Annotated in this window: 15 protein-coding genes; 4 read left to right on the top strand and 11 right to left on the bottom strand. The window is 67.6% G+C overall.

The genetic code is table 11. The features are described 5' to 3' along the window. Positions 1-49: 49 nt before the first annotated feature. The 3 genes from fhuE to ACSDHM_RS15560 form a co-directional block, all read right to left on the bottom strand. The gene (gene fhuE / locus ACSDHM_RS15570) at positions 50-2,212 is read right to left on the bottom strand and encodes a ferric-rhodotorulic acid/ferric-coprogen receptor FhuE (RefSeq protein ID WP_439426373.1); all 2,163 of its coding nucleotides are present in this window, start codon (positions 2,210-2,212) and stop codon (positions 50-52) included. Between the two features lie 185 nt (positions 2,213-2,397). After that, a complete protein-coding gene (locus tag ACSDHM_RS15565; protein WP_334271273.1) occupies positions 2,398-2,949 on the bottom strand; it encodes a M23 family metallopeptidase in 552 nt (183 codons plus the stop codon). A gap of 77 nt (positions 2,950-3,026) precedes the next feature. Next, on the bottom strand, positions 3,027-3,509 hold the full coding sequence (locus tag ACSDHM_RS15560; RefSeq protein ID WP_334271272.1) for an Lrp/AsnC family transcriptional regulator: 483 nt from the start codon (positions 3,507-3,509) through the stop codon (positions 3,027-3,029). A gap of 72 nt (positions 3,510-3,581) precedes the next feature. On the opposite strand from ACSDHM_RS15560, the gene ACSDHM_RS15555 reads away from it, so the two are divergent. Continuing rightward, on the top strand, positions 3,582-4,457 hold the full coding sequence (locus tag ACSDHM_RS15555; protein WP_072167156.1) for an EamA family transporter: 876 nt from the start codon (positions 3,582-3,584) through the stop codon (positions 4,455-4,457). A 78-nt stretch (positions 4,458-4,535) separates the two neighbouring features. Here ACSDHM_RS15555 and ACSDHM_RS15550 read toward each other — a convergent pair whose 3' ends face one another. From ACSDHM_RS15550 to ACSDHM_RS15535, 4 genes are all read right to left on the bottom strand, one after another. Further along, complete coding sequence (locus ACSDHM_RS15550; RefSeq protein WP_172412138.1) at positions 4,536-5,273, bottom strand: endonuclease/exonuclease/phosphatase family protein; 738 nt, start codon at positions 5,271-5,273, stop codon at positions 4,536-4,538. A 53-nt stretch (positions 5,274-5,326) separates the two neighbouring features. Then, positions 5,327-6,163 carry a thiol:disulfide interchange protein DsbA/DsbL gene (locus tag ACSDHM_RS15545; RefSeq protein ID WP_072167155.1) on the bottom strand — a complete coding sequence of 279 codons (837 nt, stop codon included), beginning with the start codon at positions 6,161-6,163 and terminating at the stop codon, positions 5,327-5,329. Positions 6,164-6,269: 106 nt separating this feature from the next. Beyond that, positions 6,270-6,920 carry a thiol:disulfide interchange protein DsbA/DsbL gene (locus ACSDHM_RS15540; RefSeq protein ID WP_072167154.1) on the bottom strand — a complete coding sequence of 217 codons (651 nt, stop codon included), beginning with the start codon at positions 6,918-6,920 and terminating at the stop codon, positions 6,270-6,272. A 106-nt stretch (positions 6,921-7,026) separates the two neighbouring features. Next, on the bottom strand, positions 7,027-7,827 hold the full coding sequence (locus ACSDHM_RS15535; protein ID WP_111007821.1) for a c-type cytochrome: 801 nt from the start codon (positions 7,825-7,827) through the stop codon (positions 7,027-7,029). A 156-nt stretch (positions 7,828-7,983) separates the two neighbouring features. Between ACSDHM_RS15535 and yihA the strand changes: the two genes are divergently transcribed. After that, positions 7,984-8,586: a ribosome biogenesis GTP-binding protein YihA/YsxC gene (gene yihA, locus ACSDHM_RS15530; protein ID WP_049414655.1), complete on the top strand. Its 603-nt coding sequence runs from the start codon at positions 7,984-7,986 to the stop codon at positions 8,584-8,586. A gap of 99 nt (positions 8,587-8,685) precedes the next feature. Here yihA and ACSDHM_RS15525 read toward each other — a convergent pair whose 3' ends face one another. The 3 genes from ACSDHM_RS15525 to ACSDHM_RS15515 all read right to left on the bottom strand — a co-directional run bounded on the left by ACSDHM_RS15525 (position 8,686) and on the right by ACSDHM_RS15515 (position 11,794). Beyond that, positions 8,686-9,660 (bottom strand): MBL fold metallo-hydrolase, encoded by a 975-nt coding sequence (locus tag ACSDHM_RS15525; protein ID WP_134970508.1) that lies wholly within the window; start codon positions 9,658-9,660, stop codon positions 8,686-8,688. Positions 9,661-10,268: 608 nt separating this feature from the next. Next, positions 10,269-11,093 (bottom strand): helix-turn-helix transcriptional regulator, encoded by an 825-nt coding sequence (locus tag ACSDHM_RS15520; protein WP_061479605.1) that lies wholly within the window; start codon positions 11,091-11,093, stop codon positions 10,269-10,271. Continuing rightward, the gene (locus ACSDHM_RS15515; RefSeq protein ID WP_072167623.1) at positions 11,090-11,794 is read right to left on the bottom strand and encodes a VIT1/CCC1 transporter family protein; all 705 of its coding nucleotides are present in this window, start codon (positions 11,792-11,794) and stop codon (positions 11,090-11,092) included. The genes ACSDHM_RS15520 and ACSDHM_RS15515 overlap by 4 nt, the downstream gene beginning before the upstream one ends. A 152-nt stretch (positions 11,795-11,946) precedes the next feature. Between ACSDHM_RS15515 and ACSDHM_RS15510 the strand changes: the two genes are divergently transcribed. Next, positions 11,947-13,311: a glutamate--cysteine ligase gene (locus ACSDHM_RS15510; RefSeq protein WP_065185383.1), complete on the top strand. Its 1,365-nt coding sequence runs from the start codon at positions 11,947-11,949 to the stop codon at positions 13,309-13,311. Positions 13,312-13,402: 91 nt separating this feature from the next. On the opposite strand, the gene ACSDHM_RS15505 is transcribed toward ACSDHM_RS15510, so the two are convergent. Beyond that, the gene (locus tag ACSDHM_RS15505; protein WP_061479602.1) at positions 13,403-14,461 is read right to left on the bottom strand and encodes an NAD(P)-dependent alcohol dehydrogenase; all 1,059 of its coding nucleotides are present in this window, start codon (positions 14,459-14,461) and stop codon (positions 13,403-13,405) included. A 107-nt stretch (positions 14,462-14,568) separates the two neighbouring features. On the opposite strand from ACSDHM_RS15505, the gene ACSDHM_RS15500 reads away from it, so the two are divergent. After that, positions 14,569-15,453, top strand: coding sequence for a LysR family transcriptional regulator (locus ACSDHM_RS15500; protein WP_061479601.1), 885 nt, complete (start codon positions 14,569-14,571; stop codon positions 15,451-15,453). The last annotated feature ends 95 nt before the right edge of the window (positions 15,454-15,548 follow it).

Here is a 15,548-nt window from a genome sequence, read left to right as displayed (position 1 = left end):
AGCATGGGCTCGGCTCTACAGGTGCGGGGCGGTCGTACCCCGCGTCTGATCAGAACGCCCAGGTGAACGTCAGCGAGCCATTGCGGCCATCGCCGTACGCACCGTAGCCGTTGATCTGCGAGAAGTACTTCTTGTCCAGCAGATTGTTCAGGTTGGCCTGCACGCTCCATTCCGGCGACAGGCGGTAACGCACGAAGGCGCTGACCAGGGCGTAGCCGCTCTGTTCGATGCGGCCGTAAGCCGGCACCGCGTAGTAGATGCGGTTCTGCCAGTTGGCGCCGCCGCCGACGGTCAGTGCCTGCAGCGACTGCGGGGTGTAGCTGGTGAACAGTTTCAGCGCGGTCTGCGGCAGGTTGGTGTTGATGTCGGCGCCGTTGATGTCCTTGGCCACGTAGCGCGAAGCACCGAAGGTCGCGTTCCAGCCGGGTGCCAGTTCGCCGTTCAGTTCGAACTCGAAGCCACGGCTGACGGTGCCACGCGCGGCCACGTAGGCCGTTTCGCCGCCGGTGCCGCCGATGACCGGCTCGCCGGTGGACTGGCCGACGTTGTCCTGCTCGATGCGGAACACCGCCACCGAGGCATTCAGTCGGTTGTCGAACCAGGCACCCTTCACGCCCACTTCGTAGCTCTTGCCGTCCACCGGGTCCAGGTAGCTGCCGTTGCGGTCCTTCAGCATCTGCGGCTGGAAGATCTCGGTGTACGAGGCATAGGTGGAGTAGGTGTCGTTGATGTCGAACACCAGGCCCGCATACGGGGTGGTGACTTTGTGCGAACGGTCGGCGCCTTCGCCTTCGCTCTTCCAGTCGGTGTAGCGCGCGCCCACGATCAACTTCAGCGGATCAGCCAGCGACAGGCGTGCTGCAGCATAGGCGGCCTTCTGGGTGATGGTGCCTTCGCTGGCCAGGGCCAGCGGATTCCAGTTCGGTTCGCTGATGTTGCCGTTCCAGTTCAGGTAGCTGGAGAAGGGGTCCCAGGCGAGGCCGGCGCCGCCGATCTGGTAGTCGCCGTAGTTGGCGTACTCGCGCCTGTTGTAGCTCAGGCCGCCCATCACTTCGTGCTTCAGGCCAAACAGCTCGAACGTGCCACTGAAGTAGCCGTCCACCGCATTGACCTTGCGTTCGGTGTTGTAGAAGCCGGCCGACGGCGAAATGCCGGCACCGGTGTTCCTGTCGAAGAACGAAGCGCCGGTGACCCAGTCGTTGTAGGCCGGGTAGAACAGCTTGTCGTCGGCCCTGGTTTCGTCGTGGGTGGCGCCGATGCGGACTTTCCAGTCATCGTTGAAGGCGTGTTCCAACGTGGCGAACGCGCGCTTGCTGGTGGTGTCCCAGTAGGTCCAGCTCGGGTTCGGATTGAACGATTCGTCGTAGCCGGTGCTGGTTCCATCGGAGAACAGCATCGGGAAACCACCCCAGGTGGCGCCGTTGGCGCGCTTCTGCTGGTAGTCGTAGCCCACGCTCAGCTGGGTGTCCGGGGTCAGGTCGGCGTCGATGACGGCGTAGCCCAGCGTCTTGTGCTGGTTGTAGCGGTCCATCTGCGCGTCGGTGTCCAGGTAGCTGCCGATCACGCGGGCGCGCACCGAACCGCTCTTGTTCAGCGGGGTGGTCACGTCCACGGTGCTGCGGGTGCGGCCCCAGCTGCCGACGTTCACCGAGACGCTGCCGGTCAGTTCGGCGCTGTCGGCGTGCTTGCGCACCAGGTTCACCGACGCCGACGGGTTGCCGGCACCGGTCAGCAGGCCGGTGGCGCCACGCACCACTTCCACGCGGTCATACAGCGCCAGGTCCAGGCCGGAATCGCCGTAGCTCCAGTTCTGCACCATCTGCGTCGGCAGGCCATCGAACTGGTAGCTGTCGATGTAGAAGCCACGCGAATAGAACTCGGTGCGCTCGCTGTCGGACTGGGTGCTGCTGACGCCGGTGGTGTTGGCCAGCACGTCGATGATGTCGTCCAGGTTCTGATCTTCGATGCGCTGGTGGCTGATGATGCTGAGCGACTGCGGGATCTCGCGCGGCGCCAGGTCGAAGCGGGTACCGGCCGAGGTGCGGCGCACCGAATAGCCTTCGGCGCGTTCGCCCTTGACCACCACTTTGTCGAGCGTGGTCGGGTCGGCGGCGGTGTCGGCGAAGGCGGCCGGGGCCACGGCGCAGAGTGCAGCGAGCACGGCAACGGACAGCCGTTGCGGCTGCGGGATACGGAAGGCGGAACGGTTCATGGGGGTCCTGGACGAGCACGCGCGCTCGGCCAGCATCCAGAAGGCGAGGCGCTACGGGTGGGAAACGGGCGGGCAGGCCGTCCTGGCACCACCGGAAACGAAAGAAATGGTAATACGAACTATTCCTATTTACAAATGATGAACGCGGAAGGCGCTCGCGCAGGACTCGACGCAGCACACGGCGTTCAGCGCAGCAGCGGCAGTGGATCGCGGGCGCCGTCGGCGCCGTAGATGCCCCAGTGCAGGTGCGGCGGCGTACCCTTGGCGTTGCCGCTGTCGCCGACGTGGCCGAGAAGGTCGCCGGCCTGGACCACCTGGCCGCGCGCCAGGCCCTCGGCCCAGTCGTCCAGATGGGCGTAGTAGTAGCGCTCGCGCCCGGGCCCGATCACCCACACCTGGCGGCCACCGAGGCCGCGGTCGCTGACATCCACGACGACGCCGGCGGTGGCACTGCGCACCGGGGTGCCGCGCCTGGCGAAGATGTCGATGCCGGCGTGGGAGCGGTCACGGCCGCGCGGAGCGCCGAACGTATCGGCGATCTGGCGGGGCCGCACGCCTTCCACCGGCACCGGAAGCTCGGTGGCCGGAGGCATCCGCGACAGTGTCCACAGCAGTTTCGGTGCAGCAGCCCATGGGCTGTTCCACAGCGCCATCGCGGCAACGATCGCGATGACCAGCCACAGGCCGCGCAGCAGCCAGCGGCGCAGGCGACGGGCGGGGGAGGGCGGTATGTTCATGGTCTCCGACTGTAGCGCCGAGCCATGCTCGGCGGCTGTTACTTTGTGGTCAAAGCGCAGTCGAGCATGGCTCAGCGCTACAGAACCGGGGCCAGCGGCACTTCGAAACTGCGCTTCAACGTTCCCAGTGCCACCGAGGTGCGGAAGCGCTCGATGTTGTCATCGTCACCGAACAGGCGCTCGGTGATCGCTTCGTACTCCTCCATCGACGCGGCCGAAAGCAGCAGCAGGAAATCGCCATCGCCGGTGATCGAGTAGCACTGCTGCACGGCCGGGTCGTCCTGCACGCGGCGCTTGAACGGCGCCACGCGTTCACGCAGTTCGCTGACCACGCGCACCTCGACGATGATGGTCAGCGGCCGGCCGATCTTTGCGGCATCGATCACCGCCACATTGGCCGCGATCACGCCGCTGTCCTGCAGCCGCTTGATGCGTCGCTGCACGGCCGGGGTGGACAGGTGCACGGCCTCGGCGATCTCGCGCTGCGGCAGGGTGTTGTCCCGCTGCAGCAGGTCGAGGATGGCGCGGTCGAAGCTGTCGAGCACGGGGGCGGTGGCCATGGCGAGCAGAAGTTGCACGAACAGGCTGTCAATTGAGCCAAGTGCTCGGCGCCGGCGCAATAGACTTTGCCCATGCAGACCTCACGACTTGCGCCGATGTTGCCGGCGCTGGCGGTGCTCGGCTCGGTCACCTCGTTGGCCATCGGCACCTCCTACGCCAAACACCTGTTCCCGCTGATCGGCGCACAGGGCACCAGTGCGCTGCGCGTGGGCTTCTCGGCGCTGTTGCTGCTGCTGTTCTGGCGGCCTTGGCGCTGGAAGACCCGCCGCGTGGATGCCATCACCCTCCTGCGCTACGGGCTCACCCTGGGCCTGATGAACCTGCTGTTCTACATGGCCCTGCGCACGATTCCCTTCGGCATTGCGGTGGCCATCGAATTTACCGGGCCGCTGACGGTAGCGATGCTGTCATCACGACGCCCCATCGATTTCGTCTGGGTGGGGTGCGCGGCGGTGGGGCTGTTGCTGCTGCTGCCGATCGGCGGCGGGCCGGCACTGGATCCGGCAGGCGTGCTGTATGCGATGGGCGCAGCGGCGTGCTGGGGCCTGTACATCGTGTTCGGCAAGCGTGCCGGCCACCTGCACGCTGGGCATTCGGTGTCGCTGGGGCTGCTGGCGGCTTCGCTGGTGGTGGTGCCGGTGGGCGTGGCGCATGCCGGTGCCGCGCTGCTCGATCCGAAGATCCTGGCGGCCGGCCTGCTGGTGGCGCTGGTGTCCAGTGCGATCCCGATGTCGCTGGAGATGATGGCGCTCAAGCGCCTGCCAAAGGAAACCTTCGGCATCCTGATCAGCATGGAGCCGGCGGTGGCCGCGCTGTGGGCGATGCTGCTGCTGCACGAGCACCTGCATGGATTGCAGTGGCTGGCGATCGGTTGCACGGTGCTGGCCTCGGTGGGCAGCACGATGACGGCGCGGCGATTGAAGGTGCCGGTGGTGCAGGCAGGGTAGCGCCGGAGAGCGTGCGGACCTACGGTCCGCACCCAGCAGAGCGGCGTGCCAACCAAGGTTGGCACCTACCGGGAGCGTTCAGCGCAGGGCGTCGGCCGGGACGTCGATCTGCATCGCCAGGGCGAGGTGATCGGAAAACGCGGCCGGTATGGCTTCCACGGTGCGGGTCTGCAGGCCACTGCTGACCAGGATGTGGTCGATGGCGCGGTCGGGGCGCCAGCTGGGGAAGGTCGGCACGATGCAGCCGGGCGGCTGCAGCCGGGTCTTCTGGTACAGCACCTGCATTTCCGGGCGTTCTGCCAGGCAGTTGAAGTCGCCCATCAGCACCGCGTTGGGGTGGTCGGACAGCAGCTCGGCGATGAAGCCCAGCTGCGACATCCGCGATCCCGCGCCCAATGACAGATGCGCCACCGCCACCGCCAGGCCGTCGGTACCGTCGCCGAACTTGGCCAGCAGCACGCCGCGCCCGCCGATGCGGCCGGGCAGGGCGTGGTCCTGCACTTCCACCGGTTCGAGCTTGCTCAGCAGGCCATTGGCGCTGGACGCGACCCCGCCCATGCGCCGGTTCGGCTGGTGGCTCCAGTAGTTGAAGCCGGCGCGCTGGGCCAGGTAATGGGTCTGGTTGGTGAAGCCCGAGCGCAGGCTGCCCGGGTCGGCCTCCTGCAGGCCGACGATGTCATGTTCGCGCGCCAGGGTGGCGATCGCGTCCAGGCTGCTGCGCTTGCGACCCGCCGGCAACGCATGTGACCAGCTGCGGGTCACATAGTCGCTGTAACGGCGGGTACTTGAGCCGGCCTGGATGTTGGCCGTCAGCAAGCGCAGGGTCCGTGTACGGGGGGAATTCACGGCCGGGAAATGCTTCTCTTGGATCAGTGAGCCTGGGCCGCACCGCGTTCGCGGGCGATCAGGTGGTCGGCGATGCGCAGCATGTCCGGGAAGCTCTTGCCCTTCACCAGGTACTTGCCGTTGACGATGATCGACGGGGTGCCGCTGATCTGGCTGCGCTGGGCGAACTGCTTGGCCGAGTTGGTCTTGGCATTCACCGCGAAGCTGCCCATGGTGGCCGCGAACTGCTTCGGATCAACGCCGTAGGCGGCGTAGAACTTGGCGATGTCTTCTACCGAGTCACGGCCGCGCTCGCCCTTCAGGGTCTTCTGCGAGTGGATGGCGGCGTACAGCGCTTCGTGGGTCTTCTCCTGCACGCCCAGGGTCTGCGCGGCGTAGAAGGCACGGGCGTAGTCATCCCAGGTGCCGCCGAACATGGCCGGCACGTAGACGAAGTTCACGTCGCTGGGCAGGCCGGCCTTCCATGGGCCGACCAGCGGCTGGAACGCGGCGCAGGCCGGGCAGACGTAGCCGAAGATCTCGGTCACTTCGATCTTGCCGGCGGCCGGCTGGAACGGCTGGCCGTTCGGGATCACCTGGTAGTCGGCACCTTCCACCGGAGCCGGGCCGGTCAGTGCGGCGGTGGTCGGGGCCGGTGCGGCGGCCGGCGCCGCTTCGGCCGGGGCCTTCTCGCCTTCAGCGGCAGCCGGCGCGGCGCCTTCGCTGCCCGCTGCCGGCGCAGCAGCCGGTTCGGTGGTGGCTGCCGGGGTGGCTGCCGGTTCGGCCGGGGCCGCGGTGGTGTTGGTGCTGCCGTCGTCGGCCTTGCAGGCGGCCAGGATCGGCAGCAGCGCTGCGAGGGCGAGGGCGTAACGGATCTTCATGGAAACGTCTCCAGCATCTGGAAAGGTGGGGCCGGCGGCAAGCGCCGGCCAAGGGGAAATGATGACATGCGGCGGCGACAACGCCGTGTCGGTGGTGGGTGTTGGTTCAGCGGCCGCGGGCGGCGCGCGCCTGCGCGATCAGCGCCGAGGCAATGCGCAGCTGGTCGTCGAAGCTCTCGCCGCGCACCAGGTATTGGCCGTTGATGATCAGGGCCGGGGTGCCCGGGATCTTGGTGCGCTGGGCGAACGCGCGCGCGGCGTCGACCTTCTTCTGCACGGCATCGCCGCGCAGGGCCTGGATGTAGCGGTCCGGGGTCACGCCGTAGGCCTTGTAGAAGGTGGCGAGCTCATCGGCCGAGACGTTCTGCATCGGCAGCGACCCCTGCTCGTGCAGGGCCTTGAACACGGCGGCATGGCTGCGCTTGGCCACGCCGACTTCATCGGCGGCGTAGTAGGCCAGGGCCCAGGCATCCCAGGCACCGCCGAAGGCCGCCGGGACCGGGGTGAAGCGCACGTCGGCCGGCAGCTTGGCCGCCCAGGCTTCCAGCTGCGGTTCGAAATGGGCGCAGTGCGGGCAGGTGTAGCCGAAGACTTCGACCACCTCGATCTTGCCGGCCAGCGGCTGGAACGGGCCCGGCTGGGCGATGCGCTCGTAGTCTTTGCCCTCGACCAGCGGGGCATTGGCGGGGGTGGCGGCGCAGGCTGCCAGCGGCAGCAGCACCAGCACGGACAACAGCAGGCGGGAAATCAACCTCATCGACACGCATCTCCGTTGAAAAAAGCAACGCCGGCGCAGCCGCCGGCGTGAAGGAAACATACCGCAGCCGTGGGCCGTCGTCGCGGCCCGGGCCGACCAGTGGTGGTCAGGGGGCGGCAGCCGGTTGTGTTGGCGTGGCCGCGCCGGCCACATCGTCGGCCTTGTTGTGCAGGCCCTGCAGGTAGCTCGACAGCGCCTGCACCTCCTGCTCGCTGAGCTTCTGCGCGACCGTGGCCATGATCTGGAAGTGCGCCTTGTCGGTCTCGTTGGTCTGGCCGGCCTGGTACTCCTGCAGGCGGCGCGCGACATAGCTGGCGTGCTGCCCACCGAGGTGCGGATAGGCCGGACCGGGATTGCCGGCACCGCTGGGGCCATGGCAGGCCATGCAGGCCGGCAGGCCACGCTTGGCATCGCCGCCGCGGTACAGCTGCTGGCCGATCTCGTAGAACTTCATGCCTTTGTACGGGCCCTCGGTCACCGCCGTGTCATCGGCGATGCCGGCGTTGGCTTTCTGCGTGGCGAAGTAGGCGCCGATATCACGCATGTCCTGCGGGGTGAGGTTCTGCACGAACGGCACCATCGCCACTGCCGCGCCGGAACTGCGCTGGCCATTGGCGATCAGGGCCATCTGCTGGGCCACGTAGCGCTCGCTCTGGCCGGCAATGGACGGATACATGTCCACCGTGGAATTGCCGTCGACGCCATGACAGGCCGCGCAGGCCGAGGCCTTGGCCTGGCCGGCCTTGGCATCGCCCCAGTGGGTCTTGCTGAAATCCACCTCCAGCGAGGCGGTGTTGATCGGCCCATTGTCGGGCAGCGGGGTCAACGTGGTCTGCGCGAACGCAGCAGCGGCAACGACTACAGCAGTGGCAAGGGCGGATACGGCAAGAACGCGAGCGTGGCGCATGCTGAAGCTCCGTATGGACCGGGCCGGGCGGTGGCCGCCGGCATCGTTCGGATTATCAACGCCGTTTCCGCGCACGGTCAACGCAGCAGTGCAGCAAAATGCCCGCAAAGGCCGCCGGCACGGGCGCGCGGCGCCGCAACATGCGATCCTAGGCACATGTCATTGCTCATCGAACGCGCCCGTTACCACCTTTCGGCCCATAACGTGCGGCAGCTGCCGCCCGACGAAGGGGCCGAAGTGGCCTTCGCCGGCCGCTCCAACGCCGGCAAGTCCAGTGCGCTCAACGCGCTGACCCGCCAGAACGCCCTGGCGCGTGTCTCCAAGACCCCCGGCCGTACCCAGCAGCTGGTGTTCTTCCAGGTCACCCCGGAGGCGCATCTGGTCGACCTGCCCGGTTACGGCTACGCCAAGGTGCCGCTGGACCTGCAGGCGCACTGGCAGGCCTTCATCGACAAGTACTTCCGCACCCGCGAGGCCCTGAAGGGGCTGGTGGTGGTGATGGACATCCGTCATCCGCTGAAGGACTACGACCGGCAGATGCTGTCCTATGCCGTGCAGCGCGGCCTGCCGGCGCACGCCCTGCTGACCAAGGCCGACAAGCTCAGCCGCAGCCAGCAGATGCAGTCCCTGCAGAAGGTGCGCAAGGAGCTGCAATCGGCCTACGGTGACAGCGTCAGCGTGCAGGTGTTCTCCGGCGAAGACCGTACCGGCGTGGACGAAGCCCGCGCCGTGATCGGCGGCTGGCTGGGGCTGGAATAAGGCCTTCCCTGCCTTCCTGTAGAGCCGAGCCTACGCTCGGCTGCGGAATCCCGGCACGCTGCGCGTGGTAGCCGAGCATGGGCTCGGCGCTACACGAGGTCATTTCAACGGCGAATACTCCGCCGGGACCCACGCATAGGCCTGGCCTTCACTGCGGACGTGGCCCAGGCCGGGGAACGGCAGGTGCGCACCGGCCACCCACCAGCCGTTGGCGGTGGCCTGCTGCAGCAGCCCGCGACGGCTGGCGATGGCCGCCTTGCGGTCCGAATCGGCCTCGAACGCGGCCTCGGGGTGCGCGAACTGCACCGCATGGAAGTGCAGCACGTCGCCCCACACCAGCAGTGACTGGCCCTGGCTGTCGAACCGGTAGGAGACGTGGCCGGGGGTGTGGCCATGGGTGTCCATTGCCACCGCGCCGCCGGGCAGGGCATCGCCGGGGTTGAACGTGCGCAGGTGGCCACTGGCCTGGTACGGCGCCACCGCGTTGCGTGCCAGCGGGAAGGCGAAGCGCACACCCTTCGGCGCAGAAGCCTCGCTGGCCGGATTGAGCCAGTAGTCGGCATCGGCCCTGGACAGCCACACGGTGGCATTCGGGTAGGCCGGCTTGCCCTGCGCATCGAGCACCCCGCACAGGTGGTCCGGATGGGCGTGGGTCAGCAGCACCTCGTCCACCTCGGCCGGGTCCACGCCGGAGGCGCGCAGGTTGCCCAGCACCTGGCCCAGGCCGGGGCCGAAGCACTGCGCGGTGCCGGTATCGACCAGGGTCAGGTGGTTGCCCTGGCGCACGAGGAAGGCGTTGATCGCGGTCTGCAGGCCCTTCTTGTCTTCGGGCACGTAGCGGCCTTCCAACAGGCGGCTGACCAGTGTCGGCGGCACGTCGACCACTTCCTGCCGGCCCAGCGCGACCACGCCGTCGAACAGGGCGGTGACCTGCAGCGCACCGACGCGCTGGTGGTAGACGCCGGGCACCTGCTGGGTGGGCGCGGGCGAGGTGGCTTCGGCCAGCGCGGCCAGTGGCAGGGCGGACAGGGCCAGCAGCAGGGCGGTGCGCAGGGGAAGGTGGCGCAGGGTCATGAGGGTTCTCGGTGGATGACGGGGGTTCCGTTGGCCTAGCGTGCCGTGACTGGCGTGCGCACGGCGCTCAAACCACTGCGTGGAATGCTCAGGGAAGGGGGTGTTGTCTGCAGGGCTGCGCCCTGCACCCGCTACGAGCCAGAGCAACGGCCGAAGCAACAGCAACAGCAACAGCAACAGCAACAGCGGGCTATCCGTGGGATGGCGGGGTGGGTCCGGTTGCGGGAGACGCCGTAAACCCGTCCATGGGGGCTTGGCCGCGGCATCCATGCCGCGGACACTCCCGCAACCGGACCCACCCCGCCTTCGACAGTTTTCCGTGATCTGTTGGAAATTCTCTTGGGGTCAGATCGATTTCGATGTCTGACAGATGTGTCGACCAAGGTCGACACCTACCAACAGCCGCGACGATCTGTCAGAGGTGGGGCGGTGTCGGAGTGCGGGGTGTCAGCCGCATGGATGCGGCTGCCAAGCCTACAGGGACGTACTTGCGGCGTCCCCGCACTCCGACACCGTCCCGCCACCTCACGGAATGCACGCTGTTGCTGTTGCTTCGGCTGTTGCCGTCGCGTCTGCAGGTGCAGGGCTGCAAGCCCTGCCGAACCCCCTCAAATGTCTGTGGGAGCCAGCCCGTACTGCTCGGCGAAGCGCTTGCTGAAACTGGCCGCAGACCGGTAGCCCGCGCGTGCGGCCACGGTCTTCAGCGGCAGGTCGGTGGTGTAGAGCAACTGCATGCCATGCGCCAGCCGGGCCTCGGTGAGCAGCTGGCGCAGGCTGGTGTCCTCGGCGGCGAGCCGACGGCGCAGGGTCGCGCCGCTCAGCGCGAACAGCGCTTCCACATCACGCGATTGCCAGTCGCGAGCCGGTTCGGCGGCGATGCGGTCGCGGATCTGTTCGCCCAGGCTCGGCGCCTGCGGCAGCAGCAGGTTGCCGTGGCCCTGCCGGCACAGGGTCAGTACCAACGAGGCCAGGGCCAGCCGCGCTTCGCTGTAACGGCCGTCCTGCAGTGATTGCCGCCACTGGCGCAGCACCACGCCATGATCGATCAACGGCAGTCGCGCCATCGCATGACCGGCGGCGGGAAGCTCCCCGCTCCACAGCGTACGTGCGGCCGCCAGCACTTCGGCACACAGCGGCACGATGGCGCTGAGGTAGCGGCCACTGCGTGGGTCGGGGGTGTTGACCACATCGATGCGGCAGCGCTGGGTCAGCAGCAGGATGTCGCCGGGGATGAACTCCAGCGACTGGTGCGCGGTACGCACCTGCTTGCGGCCTTCCAGCAGGATCGCGAACTGCGGTTGTGGAATCTCCACCGAGCTGGCGCCATGTTCGCGCCGAGCGGTGATGCACGCATAACCTTCGGCGCGTGCGCAGCCGGCCAGGCTGGCCATCTCGGCCAGCAGTGCGGTGGCCGGTGGCAGCATGGCGGTCATGACACGTGGGCACCGAACAGGCGACCGACGCCGGCCGCCGCGGCCATCGCCAATGCGCCCCAGAACATCACCCGGATCGCGCCGCGAACCGGCGGTGCGCCGCCGGCCCTGGCCGCCACTGCGCCGGTCAGGCACAGGCCGAGCAGGGTACTGGCCGTGGTCATCAGTGCGACCCTGTCGACCGGTGCGAGCAGGGCGGTCAGCACAGGCAGCACCGCGCCGCAGGTGAACGCACCGGCCGAGGCCAGCGCTGCCTGCAGCGGGCGGGCGCGCAGGGTATCGGTGATGCCCAGTTCGTCGCGGGCGTGGGCACCCAGCGCATCATGGGCGGTGAGCTGTTCGGCCACCTGCCGTGCCAGCGCAGGCTCCAGGCCGCGGTGGCGGTAGATCGAAGCCAGCTCCTCCAGCTCGCTGTGCGGATTTTCGCGCAGCTCGCGCCTTTCCATTGCCAGGTCTGCGTCCTCGGTGTCGGCCTGGGTCTGTACCGAGACGTACTCGCCGGCGGCCATCGACATCGCGCCGGCCACGGTGCCGGCCACGCCGGTGGCGAGGATGGTGGTAGCGGAGGCGCCGCCGGCGGCCACGCCGACCACCAGGCCGGCCACCGAGACGATGCCATCATTGGCGCCCAGCACGGCGGCACGCAGCCAGCCGACGCGCTCGGAGCGGTGCAGTTCGGGGTGTCGTGAATGGCGGCTCATGACGTTGAGTGTACGAGGGTCAAGAGGGCGTCGGTAGGATGCTGAAACCCGTCACCGTCGCATGACGCAACGAGGTGCCACGCTATAGTGCGCCCTTGCGATGGAAGGCCGCGAGCCCCACATCCCCCGCCACCGTCCAGCGAGCCTTCCCCTTGTCGAGCCCCAGCCACGTCGCCGATACCCCCATTACCGACCGCTCGCAGCTGGTGGAGGTGATCGCCTCCGGCGAGAAGCCCCGCGCGCAGTGGCGCATCGGCACCGAGCACGAGAAGTTCGGTTTCCGCCTGGATGACCTGCGACCGCCGACCTTCGAGGGGGAGCGCGGCATCGAAGCACTGCTCAACGGCCTGGTCCGCTTCGGCTGGGAGCCGGTACAGGAGAATGGCTGCACCATCGCCCTGCTGCGCGATGGGGCCTCGGTGACGCTGGAACCGGCCGGCCAGCTGGAGCTGTCAGGTGCGGCGCTGGAGACCATCCACCAGACCTGCGTGGAGACCGGCACCCACCTCAACGAAGTGGCGCAGGTGGCCGGCGAACTGCAGCTGGGCTTCCTCGGCATGGGCTTCCAGCCGAAGTGGAAGCGCGATGAAATGCCGTGGATGCCGAAGGGCCGCTACAAGATCATGCGCGCGTACATGCCCAAGGTCGGTTCGCTGGGCCTGGACATGATGACCCGTACCTGCACGGTGCAGGTGAACCTGGACTACGCCACCGAAGCGGACATGGTGAAGAAGTTCCGCGTGTCCCTGGCGCTGCAGCCGATCGCCACCGCGCTGTTCGCCGATTCGCCGTTCACCGAAGGCAAGCCGAACGGCTACCTGAGCTATCGCTCGCACATCTGGACCGACACCGACGCCGACCGCACCGGCATGCTCGACTTCGTGTTCGAGGATGGATTCGGCTACGAGCGCTATGTCGATTACCTGCTCGACGTGCCGATGTACTTCTCCTATCGCGACGGCACCTACCACGACGCCAGCGGGCAGAGTTTCCGCGACTTCATGCAGGGCAAGCTGCCGGTGCTGCCGGGCGCGTTGCCGACCCTGCGCGACTGGTCGGACCACATGACCACCGCGTTTCCGGAAGTGCGCCTGAAGAAGTACCTGGAAATGCGCGGCGCCGATGGTGGCCCGTGGAGCCGCCTGTGTGCGCTGCCGGCGTTCTGGGTGGGCCTGCTGTACGACGACACTGCGCTGGACGCTGCCTGGGACCTGGTGCGTGACTTCACCCTGGCCGAGCGCCATGCGCTGCGTGACGGCGTGCCGAAGCATGCAATGAACCTGCCGTTCCGCAACGGCACGGTGCGCGACCTGGCCCGGGAAGCGGTCAGGATTTCCGTGGAAGGCCTCAAGCGCCGTGCGGCGCGCAATGCCGATGGCCAGGACGAGAGCAAGTTCCTGGACGTACTGCAGGAGATCGTCGAATCCGGCCTGACCCCGGCCGAGCGCAAGCTGGCGCTGTTCCATGGCCGCTGGCATGGTGACGTCGATCCGGTGTTCCGCGAGTTCGCGTACTGACCGTCATGCGGGGTTGCCGGCCAGCGGCCGGCACTACCAGAAGAAAAACCCCGGCATTGCCGGGGTTTTTCATTTCCACATCTGCCTTGGCTCAGGCCGCGTTCTTCAACGTCGCCATGTCGATCACGAAGCGGTAGCGCACATCGTTCTTCGCCATGCGCTCCCAGGCTTCGTTGACGTTCCTGATGTCGATCATCTCCACATCGCTGACGATGCCGTGCTCGGCACAGAAGTCCATCATTTCCTGGGTTTCGGCCATGCCGCCGATCGCCGAGCCGGTCAGGTGCTTGCGGCCGAAGATCACGCTGCCGCCGGTCAACGGCGGGTCCAGTTCGGTCAGCACGCCCACCAGACACATGGTGGCTTCGCGCTTGAGCAGGCCCATGTACGGATTGGTGTCATGGCTGACCGGGATGGTATTGAGCAGGAAGTCGAAGCTGCCGGCGTGCGCCTTCATCTGCGCCGCATCGCGCGAGACCAGCACCTCATCGGCGCCCAGGCGCTTGGCATCGGCGCCCTTTTCCGGGGTGGTGGTGATCATCACCACGTGCGCACCGAGCGCCTTGGCGAACTTCACGCCCATGTGGCCGAGGCCGCCGAGGCCGATCACGCCGACCTTCTGGCCCGGGCCGACCTTCCAATGGCGCAGCGGCGACCACGTGGTAATGCCGGCGCACAGCAGCGGTGCGGCCGCCTTCAGGTCGAGGGTGTCGGAGACCTTCACCACGAAGCGCTGCTCTACCACCACGTGGTCGGAATAGCCGCCGTAGGTCGGTGCGCCGCTTTCGCGTTCACGGCCGTTGTAGGTCCAGGTCGCGCCCTCGGCGCAGTACTGCTCCAGGTCGTGCTGGCAGGCGTCGCAGTGGCGGCAGGAGTCGACCATGCAACCCACGCCGGCGTGGTCGCCGACCTTGAAGCGGGTGACGTTGCTGCCGACCTCGGTGACGCGGCCGATGATCTCGTGGCCCGGCACCATCGGGTAGATCGAGCCACCCCAGTCATCGCGGGCCTGGTGCAGGTCGGAGTGGCAGATGCCGCTGTAGAGGATCTCGATGCGCACATCGTCGGGACCGACCGCACGGCGTTCGAACTCATAGGGGACCAGCGGAGCAGTATGGGAATGGGCGGCGTAACCACGGGCGAGGGACATGGGGAATCCTTGGCAGGGTTTATCGAAAGGCGCTTTACAATACGCCGCGTTCCCAATGGCAAGAAGCGTGGATATCGGCATGATTCATCAAGTGAAACTGCACAATCATGGCCACTGACAACCTTTCCCACCTGGCCGCGTTCGCGGCGGTTGCCCGCCACCGCAGCTTCCGCCGCGCTGGCGCCGAGCTGGCGCTGTCGACCTCGGCGGTGAGCTATGCGATCCGCGCGCTGGAAGAACGACTGGGCGTGGGCCTGTTCCACCGCACCACGCGCAGCGTGGCCCTGACCGAGGCCGGGCAGCGCCTGCTGGAGCGCTTGCAGCCGGCGCTGGGGCAGGTGCATGACGCGTTGGAAGAAATGAACCACTTCCGCGCCGCCCCGGCCGGCCTGCTGCGCATCAACGCCACCCGCGCGGCGGTGGCGACCCAGCTGCGGCCTCGGCTGGCGCGCTTCCTGCACGCTCATCCCGACGTGCGGGTGGAGCTGACCGAAAATGATGGGCTGGTCGATATCGTCGCCGAGGGCTACGACGCGGGCGTGCGCCTGCACGAGTTCGTGCCCGAGGACATGGTGGCGGTGCCGATGGGGCCACCGCTGCGCGGGCTGATCGTCGGCTCGCCGGATTACCTGCGGCGGCATCCGGCGCCGCTGCATCCGCGCGACCTGGCCGCGCATGAATGCATCCGCTTCCGCTTTGCCAGCGGGCATCTGTACAAGTGGCAGTTCGAGCGCGGTGGGCAGGCGCTGGAAATCGACGTGCCCGGACGGCTGACGCTGAGCGAGCAGGGCACCGTGGTCGGCGCGGTGCTTGATGGCATCGGCCTGGCCTACGTGCTGGAAGACACCGCGCGGCCGTACATCGAATCGGGGCAGATGGTGGCGGTGCTGGAAGACTGGAGCGAACCGTTCGCCGGGTTTGCGCTGTACTACCCGAAGCAACGGCAGATGCCCGGTGCGTTGCGTGCGTTCGTGGATATGTTGCGGGAGTGAGGTGCTGCAGGAGTGCCGACCAACGGTCGGCATCTACCGGATGGCGTCCACCAGGACCAGACCAGTAGATCCGCGCCATGCGTGGATTGGCGCCC

It is taken from the genome of Stenotrophomonas sp. T8 (assembly GCF_051853085.1).
Lineage (GTDB): Bacteria > Pseudomonadota > Gammaproteobacteria > Xanthomonadales > Xanthomonadaceae > Stenotrophomonas > Stenotrophomonas sepilia.
This window is presented reverse-complemented; position numbering and strand designations above follow the sequence as displayed.

What these genes read in the sequence shown, in the direction of transcription:
- ACSDHM_RS15545 (WP_072167155.1), bottom strand. Translation starts at nt 6,163, where the DNA reads ATGAAGATCCGTTACGCCCTCGCCCTCGCAGCGCTGCTGCCGATCCTG.
- ACSDHM_RS15540 (WP_072167154.1), bottom strand. Translation starts at nt 6,920, where the DNA reads ATGAGGTTGATTTCCCGCCTGCTGTTGTCCGTGCTGGTGCTGCTGCCG.
- ACSDHM_RS15520 (WP_061479605.1), bottom strand. Translation starts at nt 11,093, where the DNA reads ATGACCGCCATGCTGCCACCGGCCACCGCACTGCTGGCCGAGATGGCC.
- ACSDHM_RS15565 (WP_334271273.1), bottom strand. Translation starts at nt 2,949, where the DNA reads ATGAACATACCGCCCTCCCCCGCCCGTCGCCTGCGCCGCTGGCTGCTG.
- ACSDHM_RS15515 (WP_072167623.1), bottom strand. Translation starts at nt 11,794, where the DNA reads ATGAGCCGCCATTCACGACACCCCGAACTGCACCGCTCCGAGCGCGTC.
- ACSDHM_RS15535 (WP_111007821.1), bottom strand. Translation starts at nt 7,827, where the DNA reads ATGCGCCACGCTCGCGTTCTTGCCGTATCCGCCCTTGCCACTGCTGTA.
- ACSDHM_RS15555 (WP_072167156.1), top strand. Translation starts at nt 3,582, where the DNA reads ATGCAGACCTCACGACTTGCGCCGATGTTGCCGGCGCTGGCGGTGCTC.
- ACSDHM_RS15500 (WP_061479601.1), top strand. Translation starts at nt 14,569, where the DNA reads ATGGCCACTGACAACCTTTCCCACCTGGCCGCGTTCGCGGCGGTTGCC.
- ACSDHM_RS15525 (WP_134970508.1), bottom strand. Translation starts at nt 9,660, where the DNA reads ATGACCCTGCGCCACCTTCCCCTGCGCACCGCCCTGCTGCTGGCCCTG.
- fhuE (WP_439426373.1), bottom strand. Translation starts at nt 2,212, where the DNA reads ATGAACCGTTCCGCCTTCCGTATCCCGCAGCCGCAACGGCTGTCCGTT.
- ACSDHM_RS15505 (WP_061479602.1), bottom strand. Translation starts at nt 14,461, where the DNA reads ATGTCCCTCGCCCGTGGTTACGCCGCCCATTCCCATACTGCTCCGCTG.
- yihA (WP_049414655.1), top strand. Translation starts at nt 7,984, where the DNA reads ATGTCATTGCTCATCGAACGCGCCCGTTACCACCTTTCGGCCCATAAC.
- ACSDHM_RS15560 (WP_334271272.1), bottom strand. Translation starts at nt 3,509, where the DNA reads ATGGCCACCGCCCCCGTGCTCGACAGCTTCGACCGCGCCATCCTCGAC.